This window comes from Sinobaca sp. H24 (genome assembly GCF_023845525.1).
Genome location: NZ_JALBWT010000069.1, coordinates 1 through 8,476 on the forward strand (window position 1 = coordinate 1; position 8,476 = coordinate 8,476).

General features: G+C 46.7%; 11 protein-coding genes. 9 read left to right on the forward strand and 2 right to left on the reverse strand.

Features of this window, described 5'->3' with window-relative positions; translation table 11 throughout:
* From MMY81_RS32435 to arsD, 5 genes are all read left to right on the forward strand, one after another.
* On the forward strand, window positions 1-465 hold a 465-nt coding region (locus MMY81_RS32435; protein ID WP_274622857.1), incomplete at its 5' end, for an ArsA-related P-loop ATPase.
* 15 nt (window positions 466-480) lie between these two features.
* Window positions 481-831, forward strand: coding sequence for an ArsR/SmtB family transcription factor (locus MMY81_RS32440; RefSeq protein ID WP_252316060.1), 351 nt, complete (start codon window positions 481-483; stop codon window positions 829-831).
* Window positions 832-852: 21 nt separating this feature from the next.
* Window positions 853-2,148 carry an arsenic transporter gene (locus MMY81_RS32445; RefSeq protein WP_252316061.1) on the forward strand — a complete coding sequence of 432 codons (1,296 nt, stop codon included), beginning with the start codon at window positions 853-855 and terminating at the stop codon, window positions 2,146-2,148.
* Window positions 2,149-2,166: 18 nt separating this feature from the next.
* A complete protein-coding gene (gene arsC, locus MMY81_RS32450) occupies window positions 2,167-2,586 on the forward strand; it encodes an arsenate reductase (thioredoxin) (RefSeq protein WP_252316062.1) in 420 nt (139 codons plus the stop codon).
* 18 nt (window positions 2,587-2,604) lie between these two features.
* Window positions 2,605-2,961 (forward strand): arsenite efflux transporter metallochaperone ArsD, encoded by a 357-nt coding sequence (gene arsD, locus MMY81_RS32455; RefSeq protein ID WP_120193122.1) that lies wholly within the window; start codon window positions 2,605-2,607, stop codon window positions 2,959-2,961.
* Between the two features lie 37 nt (window positions 2,962-2,998).
* Here arsD and MMY81_RS32460 read toward each other — a convergent pair whose 3' ends face one another.
* Complete coding sequence (locus MMY81_RS32460) at window positions 2,999-4,255, reverse strand: M20 family metallo-hydrolase (RefSeq protein WP_252316063.1); 1,257 nt, start codon at window positions 4,253-4,255, stop codon at window positions 2,999-3,001.
* Between the two features lie 350 nt (window positions 4,256-4,605).
* Here MMY81_RS32460 and MMY81_RS32465 point away from each other — a divergent pair, with 350 nt between their 5' ends.
* Window positions 4,606-5,379 (forward strand): tyrosine-protein phosphatase, encoded by a 774-nt coding sequence (locus tag MMY81_RS32465; protein WP_252316064.1) that lies wholly within the window; start codon window positions 4,606-4,608, stop codon window positions 5,377-5,379.
* A 44-nt stretch (window positions 5,380-5,423) separates the two neighbouring features.
* Here the strand turns inward: MMY81_RS32465 and MMY81_RS32470 are convergent, their stop codons facing one another.
* A complete protein-coding gene (locus MMY81_RS32470; RefSeq protein WP_252316065.1) occupies window positions 5,424-6,524 on the reverse strand; it encodes an acyltransferase family protein in 1,101 nt (366 codons plus the stop codon).
* Window positions 6,525-6,661: 137 nt separating this feature from the next.
* On the opposite strand from MMY81_RS32470, the gene MMY81_RS32475 reads away from it, so the two are divergent.
* The 3 genes from MMY81_RS32475 to MMY81_RS32485 all read left to right on the forward strand — a co-directional run bounded on the left by MMY81_RS32475 (window position 6,662) and on the right by MMY81_RS32485 (window position 8,403).
* The gene (locus MMY81_RS32475; protein ID WP_252316066.1) at window positions 6,662-7,093 is read left to right on the forward strand and encodes a VOC family protein; all 432 of its coding nucleotides are present in this window, start codon (window positions 6,662-6,664) and stop codon (window positions 7,091-7,093) included.
* 120 nt (window positions 7,094-7,213) lie between these two features.
* On the forward strand, window positions 7,214-8,077 hold the full coding sequence (locus MMY81_RS32480; RefSeq protein WP_252316067.1) for an MATE family efflux transporter: 864 nt from the start codon (window positions 7,214-7,216) through the stop codon (window positions 8,075-8,077).
* Window positions 8,078-8,208: 131 nt separating this feature from the next.
* Window positions 8,209-8,403 carry a hypothetical protein gene (locus MMY81_RS32485; RefSeq protein WP_252316068.1) on the forward strand — a complete coding sequence of 65 codons (195 nt, stop codon included), beginning with the start codon at window positions 8,209-8,211 and terminating at the stop codon, window positions 8,401-8,403.
* Window positions 8,404-8,476: the final 73 nt, after the last annotated feature.

Genomic DNA, 8,476 nt, shown 5'->3' on the forward strand with positions numbered 1-8,476 from the left:
GCTGTTTTTCAGGCATTTGCCGAAGTAGTAGAGCAGGCGGATGACGAATTTGTCATTATTGATACCGCCCCGACCGGCCATACGCTTTTACTGCTTGATTCCGCCGGTTCTTATGAAAAAGAGGTGGAAAGAAGCAGCGGCTCTGTCAATAAGGCTGTCAGCAATCTTCTGCCGAGACTCCGTAACCCGCAGGAAACCTTTGTAGCCGTCGTGACGCTTCCGGAAGCAACGCCTGTGCTCGAAGCAGAAAGGCTTCAGGAAGACCTCAAGCGGGCTTCCATTCAGCCACAGTGGTGGATTATTAATCAAAGCCTGTATGGCTCCGGTACAAAAGATCCCGTGCTGCAGGGACGCAGCGCTGCAGAATACAAGTGGATTAATAAAGTGAATACCGAGCTTGCAGCGCGAGCGGTTCTGATTCCCTGGAAACCGGCTGTTACCGCAGCCTCTATGCAGAATGTTTAGAAAGGAGAAGAATCTATGGAAACGAAAAATGTTTTAGAAATAGAACGCACCGCTGTAATTTTAAAGCTCATGGGAGACAAGACAAGACTTACGATGCTCCGTCTTCTTGCCGACCATGACTGCTGTGTGTGTGAATTTGTAGAAATTTTTGAGATGAGCCAGCCTTCTGTGAGCCAGCATGTCCGCAAAATGAAAGACGTCGGCATGGTAAAAGAACACCGCAGAGGCCAGTGGATTGTGTATTCGTTAAATTCTTCATTTGAAGGATATGATTTAGTGAAGGATATGCTTGAATACGTTCCTGATCAAAATCACCATTTAGAAGAACTTATTGCAGCAGGCAAACGCATCAGCTGCTGCGAATAATATCAGGGAGTGTTTGAGACAATGGAAGTATGGCTTGCGAGTATTATCTTTCTTGTTACGCTGACGCTGGTTATCTGGCAGCCGAAAGGATTGGGAATTGGCTGGTCGGCGTGCGGGGGAGCTATTATTGCTTTATTGATCGGGATTGTTTCTTTTCAGGATGTACAGGATGTCACCGGCATCGTATGGAACGCCACATTAACGTTTGTTGCTCTTATTATCATTTCACTTATTTTAGACGAAATAGGATTTTTCGAATGGTCCGCCCTTCATATGGCACGGCTTGCCAAAGGCAGTGGGCTGCGCATGTTTATTTACATTATGCTTCTCGGTTCTGTGGTGGCTGCTTTATTTGCCAATGACGGAGCTGCCTTGATTCTAACGCCAATTGTACTGGCGATGGTTCGTAATCTTCACTTTAAAGAAAAAATGATTATGCCTTTTATTATGGCAAGCGGATTTATTGCAGATGCTACATCTCTGCCGCTGATCGTAAGTAACCTGGTGAACATTGTATCGGCGGACGTATTTGGTATCGGGTTTGTAGAGTACGCGACCCGGATGATCGTTCCAAACTTCTTCAGTCTGGGAGCCAGTATTCTTGTTCTCTGGATTTATTTTAGAAAAGATCTGCCGGAGCGTTATGAAGTAGCTGATTTGAAGCGGCCGGCAGATGCAGTAAAAGACGCAAAAATGTTTCGGCTGTCCTGGCTGATTCTCGGCCTGCTGCTGGTTGGTTATTTTGGAAGTGAGTTTCTGGAAATTCCGGTATCTCTTATTGCCGGTGTGATTGCGATTGTATTTCTTCTCGTGGCAAGAAAAAGCGAAGCTGTTAATACAGTAACCGTCGTAAAGGGAGCCCCGTGGGCGATTGTATTCTTTTCGATTGGTATGTATGTGGTCGTTTACGGCCTTCGTAATGCCGGGCTTACGGGACTCCTGGCCGAAGGAATTCAATGGACAGCAGAACACGGCATGTTTGCGGCGACGATTAGTATGGGCTTTATCGCAGCCATATTGTCATCGGTCATGAACAATATGCCGACAGTACTTATTAATGCGCTTGCCATACAGGAGACGGCCACCTCAGCCGATATTCGGGAAGCGCTGATTTATGCCAATGTTATTGGGTCGGATTTAGGTCCAAAAATCACGCCGATCGGTTCTTTAGCTACACTCCTGTGGCTTCATGTATTAAAACAGAAAGGCTTTAAAATCAGCTGGGGCTACTACTTCAAAGTTGGAATTATACTAACCATTCCGACCCTGCTTATTATGTTGATCGGCCTTTATTTATGGCTGGCTCTTATCTTATAATTGAAGGAGAGAAAAAAGATGGAAAAAAAGACATTATATTTTCTATGTACAGGTAATTCATGCCGAAGCCAGATGGCAGAAGGCTGGGGAAAAGAACTGCTTGGCAGTGAATGGGAGGTAAAAAGTGCAGGAATTGAAGCGCACGGCCTGAATCCCAATGCGGTAAAAGCTATGAACGAAGTGAACATTGATATTTCCGGACAGACGTCTGATATGATTGATACGACCGTGTTAAACAACGCAGATCTCGTTGTAACCCTATGCGGGGACGCAGCGGACCGCTGCCCGATGACACCGCCTCATGTGAAGCGCGAACACTGGGGATTTGATGATCCGGCCAAAGCGACGGGAACAGAAGAAGAAAAATGGCAGTTTTTCCAGCGGGTACGCGATGAAATCGGCAGCCGTCTGCAGACATTTGCCGATACTGGAAAATAAAAGAGAGGAGATGGTATCATGACATCGATAAAAATGTATGATCCTTCTATGTGCTGCTCTACAGGAGTGTGCGGCCCGACAACCGATCCGGAGCTGACAAGAGTTGCCACAGCTCTTTATATGCTGCAGGATAAAGCGGAGATTGAGCGGTACAACTTGAGCGCGGAGCCGCAGGCTTTTATCGAAAACAAGGACGTGCAGCAGATTCTTCAAAAAGAAGGCGTAGATGCTCTGCCTCTTACGTTTGTTGGCAATGAGTGCCGCCTTAAAGGCAGGTACCCGTCCAATGCCGAACTGGCGGAATGGACAGACACAGTGCCGGAAGCATTAAAAGAAAAGAAGTCAGGTTTTACCATTGACCTCATGCAAAAATAAAAAAAGAAAGGTGCCGAAGAAAATCCGGCATCTTTCTTTATGTCTGCAGCATACGTTTCAGCGTTCGATAGTATAATTCGGTGCCGGCGGCAATGTCCTCATCCGTACTAAATTCCGCCGGATTGTGGCTGATGCCATTTTCGGAGCGCACAAAGATCATTCCGTAATCACATACCTGGGATAGAGGAAGAGCATCATGAAAGGGACCGCTCATGAGGTGGGGAATGCTTGCCGCTCCCATATCAGAAGCTTCCTCTTTCATATAATCCATGATCCAGTCCGCGCAGTAACGGGGATCGCTTCTCGTATCCTCCTGCAGGTCAAGCTCAAGTCCCCGCCGTCTGCATATTGCCTGAAGTTCTTCCATCAGCTTTTTTTCACAGGCATTGCGGCGGTTCAGGTCGATGTCGCGCAGATCAATAGTGAAGGAGACGGTTTCCGGAATAATATTTCGTGAATTTGGAAAAATGGTCATGTTCCCAACGGTTCCAACCGTTGGCGCAGGAGAATGTTCAGATACAATGGTATGCAGAGCCGTCACAGCTTCCGAGGCGCCAAGAAGGGCATCTTTTCGCAGGTGCATTGGCACAGAGCCTGCGTGTCCGGCGAATCCGGTAAACGTAGCCGTGAGCCAGAGAGGACCGGATATGCCGGTCACAATGCCAATTGGTTCGTTTTTTTCTTCCAAAACAGGTCCCTGTTCGATGTGCATCTCAAGATAAGCGCGAATAGAACCCGGTGGATAAACAGAAGAGCTGAACTGAGACGGATCACAGTTCATGCGGAGCAGAGCCTCCCGGCGTGATATTCCATTTTCATCGGTGCGCTCCAGTTCTTCTTCGGTTACTTCGCCTAAAATACCTCGGGAACCAAACAATCCTTTGTTAAAACGGGCGCCTTCCTCATCAGCGAACGCGATGACTTCCACAGGATAGGAAGGTGTCATGCCATCTTCCATCAGTGTCTGCACACTTTCCAATGCTCCAAGCACACCTATTGGCCCGTCAAACCGGCCGCCGTAGGGCTGGCTGTCAATATGGGAGCCGAGAAGAAGCACGGGAGCCTTGGGATCCGTTCCTTCCCAGCGTCCAATCAGATTGCCGAAGTGATCTATTCTTGCTTCGAGTCCGGCATCTTCCATCCACGATTTTACCAGTTCCATGCCCTCCACATCTTCTGGAGAATGAGCCAGACGGCGTACGCCGGTCTCCTGAATTTTTCCGATTCGAGAAAGGGTATGAATACGGTTTGTTAATCGTTTATTATTAATATGATACGAACTGTTAACTGTCATGTGATCCCTCATTTCTATAGGATGAAAAAGGATATAGCGTAGATTTTACAGAATAAAGCCGACAGAGACATTAGACATAATGTAACGAAATGTTTTGAATTGTTTAACATATTGGAAGAGAGTAAAGATATACAGGGTTTTACTCAGGGGAAGTGGGGAATTTATGATGATATAAGGTTCTTTGCGTCATGCAGTTATTGCCGGAATGATCTTTTTTCTGAATCCGGTCTGCCATCCCTGATGACTGCTAATATGAAAAGAAAATAGTAAGAGGAGAAAATTTCTTCTATCTATGTTTCTGCTATAATGTAACGAGCGATGAATACTACGAAGTAAAGGAGTCAGCACCTATGATTGATCTGCATACCCACATTTTACATGGTATAGATGACGGCCCGAAAACAATGGAGGATTCTGTTGCGCTGGCCCGCTCGGCGGTGGAGGCAGGCGTGGAATCTATAGTAGCCACCCCTCACCACCGGAACGGCATGTTTACGAACAGCGGAGATATGATCCGCAGCAAAGTCCAGGAACTAAATGACCTGCTCGAATATGAAGAAGTGCCGCTTGAAGTAAAGCCGGGACAGGAAATCCGTATTAATGGCGATATTCTGGATGAATTGAAAAAAGGAACAGCACTTACCTTAAATGACAGCCGTTATTTATTAATTGAACTATCTTCGGTGGAAGTTCCTTCTTATTTGAAGCGTCTTTTTTACGATCTGCAGGTAGCGGGTTATATTCCGTTAATTGCCCATCCGGAGCGGAATAAGACGTTTGTGTCGGAGCCTGGAAAGCTGTTTGATATCGTAACAAATGGAGCCATTACCCAGATTACCGCGGAGGCTCTTTCCGGAAAAGGGGGTAAAGCGTCCCAGCAGTTCTGTGAAACGCTGATTGAGCATAATCTGGCTCATATCATTTCTTCCGATGCGCACGGCGTGGACCATCGCCCGTTCGCTTTAGGAGAAGCCTATGCTCACATAGATGACGTATTTGGCCCGGAAGTAAGCAATATGTTTAAAGAAAACGCGGCCGCCATTTTTGATGACCAGCCGGTGGGACTTGATCAGCCGGAGCCATTTGAAAAAAAGAAAAAGAAAAAACGATTCGGCATATTTTAAAAAGAGACTCCGCCTGGACTGCAGGCCGGAGTCTTTTTTTGCATTTATTTAGCAGAGGTACGCGGCTGTTGAACACTGCGGTTCGTTAAAGGAGCCGGCTTTGTAATCAGTCTTTTTTTCAAATAGCTTGTCAGAGGACGTTCCATATAGGAGTAAACGAGACATCCTCCTGCTGAGGAAAGCAGGATAAAAAGAAGCGTAGTCACCCATCCTCCTAAAAGGTCGAACAAGGATAAGGCAGCAAACAGCTCAGAAAATATATCCAGCAGCACAAGATGGGACAAGTAGATAGAAAATGCCGCTCTCCCCAGATAATCCAGAGCCTGGGGAAGGTAAATGTCTTTTCGAAGGTCAATGGAACCCAGACCAAGGAGAAGCAGCACAGAAGCGGCTCCTGTCGTTAAGTCAAAAGCCAAGGGCAGCCATTCGTAATGATAGTTCGCCCAGGTGAGCGGAAAACCAGCCAGCCCGGCTGCCGTAAGCAGCCATCCAACTCCGGCTGGAAAAGGGGCACGGAGCACAAGCCAGGCGCTGGCTATTCCAGCGGCAAACATGAGGTTGTACTGGCTGAATGCAAAGTAAACAAGCTCCTGTTCACCTGGAATAAACCCTAGTGCATATAGTAAAGACCCGGCCATCCAAATCACAAAGAACCCCTTGATGAGTCTCTGCTGTTTTAAAAAAAGAAGGGCAAACACTGCATAAAACAACACCGTATGAATAAGGGACCACGCGACTAGAAGAATAGGATCAAGCGCCTGACTGCTTGGAAGCAGAAGCAGCGAATACCATAATGTGGCGGCTTCCGTTTCATGTCCCACGCCAAAATGCGCAGGCAGAAGAATAATGACCATCAGCCATAAAAAAGATAAAATCCAGTACAGCGGGTAAATACGGATGAACCGCTGCAGCAGATAGGGGCGAAGTTCTTCACGATGGGCCAGTTTTTTATAATAAATATAAAACACCATAAACCCGGTTAATGTAAAAAAGTAATTCACCCCGCCGGACAGCGGATAAACGGAAAGCCCCAGAAAATCAAAATCAAAATAATACATAACGCTGGCGGCTGCATGAAACGTTACGACCATCAACGGAACTAAAGCTCGTGAAAATTGAATAAGGGCCAGTTTTTTTCGCGGCACCGGGTTCTCCTCCTGTATGAGTAAATGTATGTAAAAAACTGTACCACGATTTACATTCTTAATAAAGAACAAAAATAAAAGCAGGAAGGCTGACCGTAAAAAAAAAAAACATTACCGTAAAGAAGGAGGAGAAAAAAATGAACAGTATTCATTTAATTTGTTTGGGAGTGAGAAATATCGAAATATCCCTGGCATTTTACCGGGACGGTCTGGGTTTTGAAACAACAGCAGAAGAGCAGAAGCCGGCTATAGTATTTTTTAATAACGGGGGATCCAGGCTGGAGCTTTTTCCATTAGAGAATCTGCAAAAAGAAATCGGAGAAGCGGCGGACGTTACTTCAGAAGGATTTCCCCGGTTTACACTTGCTCATAACACGACTTCTAAAGAAGAGGTCGATGCTATGCTCAGCCGGGCGGAACAGGCAGGAGCCATTGTTGTAAAAAAGGCAGTCGTACAGACTTGGGGAGGGTACAGCGGCTATTTTAAAGACCCGGATGGATTTATATGGGAAGTGGCCTACGGGGAAGACTGGGAATTTAATGATCAGGGAATGCTGGTTATTCCTTAAAGCAGTAAAAGTTTAACAATTGACAAACGATGATACGTACGATTTAATCAACACGACCCGCCGTTTTCTTTTGGTATGAAATGGTGTGTTCACAAAAAGAAAATGGGAGAAGACCAATCAATGAAAAAAAGAACATACCAGGAAGGGACACACAGGCATTTTCTGGCGCTCGCCCTTCCTTTAACTCTGGCAACGATTACGACCCCGGTTCTTGGAGCGGTGGATACCGCAGTAGTAGGTTATCTGGATTCGCCCCATTATCTTGGCGGCGTAGCTGTGGCCGCTCTGATTTTTAATACGCTGTACTGGCTTTTTGGATTCCTGCGCGTCAGCACATCGGGATTTACAGCTCAGGCGGCAGGGAGAAGCTCTGCTGTGGACATGAATATACTGTTTGCCCGTCCGCTGCTTCTGGCAGCTTTGATCGGTTCTCTGTTTATTCTATTTCAAATTCCTATTAAAGAGGCGGCTTTTTCATTTATCCAGCCCCCGGCCCAGGTGGTGGAGCAGGCAGAGGCTTACTTCAGCTTCCGTATATGGGGAGCGCCGTTTGCGCTGATGCAGTATGTGGTTATCGGCTGGCTCGTAGGAAGTTCAAAAGTGAATATCGCGCTTTTGCTGCAGCTCGGAGCTAATATACTTAATATGGGGCTGGACGTTTTGTTTGTGTTCTACATAGATATGGGAGCGGCAGGCGTCGGCCTTGCGACGCTGATTGCTGAAGTGACGGCTGCAGCAGCTGGTCTGAGCTATGTTTTATGGAAAATTCGTATGCCTTTTTCTTTCTTTCGTTCCGGCATCTTATGGAAAAAAGAGCCGCTGTTGAACATGCTGCGCGTGAACCGCGATTTGTTTATTCGAACGGTATGCCTGCTGGGTGTATTTGCCTGGTTTACTTCCTCCGGAGCTGCATTTGGAGAAGTTACCCTTGCAGCAAATGCGATTTTATTTCAAATCCATTTTATTATGACCTACTTTTTTTGACGGTCTTTCAAATGCCGGCAGTATTAACTACTTCCCGGCCGGGCCATAGGGCGTCAGGATAAATTACTGCTGCACCGGGCTGTGAAAAGAAGAATGGGATGGTCTGGTCCTGCAGTTGCCGTTTTATAACTATGGTGATGCTGGCTGCCGGGCCTTTCATAGTTGGATGGTTTACGTCTATCGATGAAGTTCAGACAGCGGCGGTGGAATACAGCAGCTGGATTATATGGTTCCCGGCTGCCGGATTTGCCGGCCTGCAGCTTTACGGCATTTTTATTGGGGCGACGCAGACGGCTCCAGTCCGGAACTCGCTTATTTTTCGATGATAGTCTTTTTTGTCGCGCTGGGGATAACGGAGCCTATTTTAGGAAACAATGGACTGTGGCTGGCGTTTATTTT

Bases quoted from the DNA above. Each gene is read 5' to 3' on its own strand.
- arsD (WP_120193122.1), top strand. From the start codon at position 2,605: ATGACATCGATAAAAATGTATGATCCTTCTATGTGCTGCTCTACAGGA.
- MMY81_RS32480 (WP_252316067.1), top strand. From the start codon at position 7,214: ATGAAAAAAAGAACATACCAGGAAGGGACACACAGGCATTTTCTGGCG.
- MMY81_RS32445 (WP_252316061.1), top strand. From the start codon at position 853: ATGGAAGTATGGCTTGCGAGTATTATCTTTCTTGTTACGCTGACGCTG.
- MMY81_RS32440 (WP_252316060.1), top strand. From the start codon at position 481: ATGGAAACGAAAAATGTTTTAGAAATAGAACGCACCGCTGTAATTTTA.
- arsC (WP_252316062.1), top strand. From the start codon at position 2,167: ATGGAAAAAAAGACATTATATTTTCTATGTACAGGTAATTCATGCCGA.
- MMY81_RS32475 (WP_252316066.1), top strand. From the start codon at position 6,662: ATGAACAGTATTCATTTAATTTGTTTGGGAGTGAGAAATATCGAAATA.
- MMY81_RS32465 (WP_252316064.1), top strand. From the start codon at position 4,606: ATGATTGATCTGCATACCCACATTTTACATGGTATAGATGACGGCCCG.
- MMY81_RS32460 (WP_252316063.1), bottom strand. From the start codon at position 4,255: ATGACAGTTAACAGTTCGTATCATATTAATAATAAACGATTAACAAAC.
- MMY81_RS32485 (WP_252316068.1), top strand. From the start codon at position 8,209: ATGGTGATGCTGGCTGCCGGGCCTTTCATAGTTGGATGGTTTACGTCT.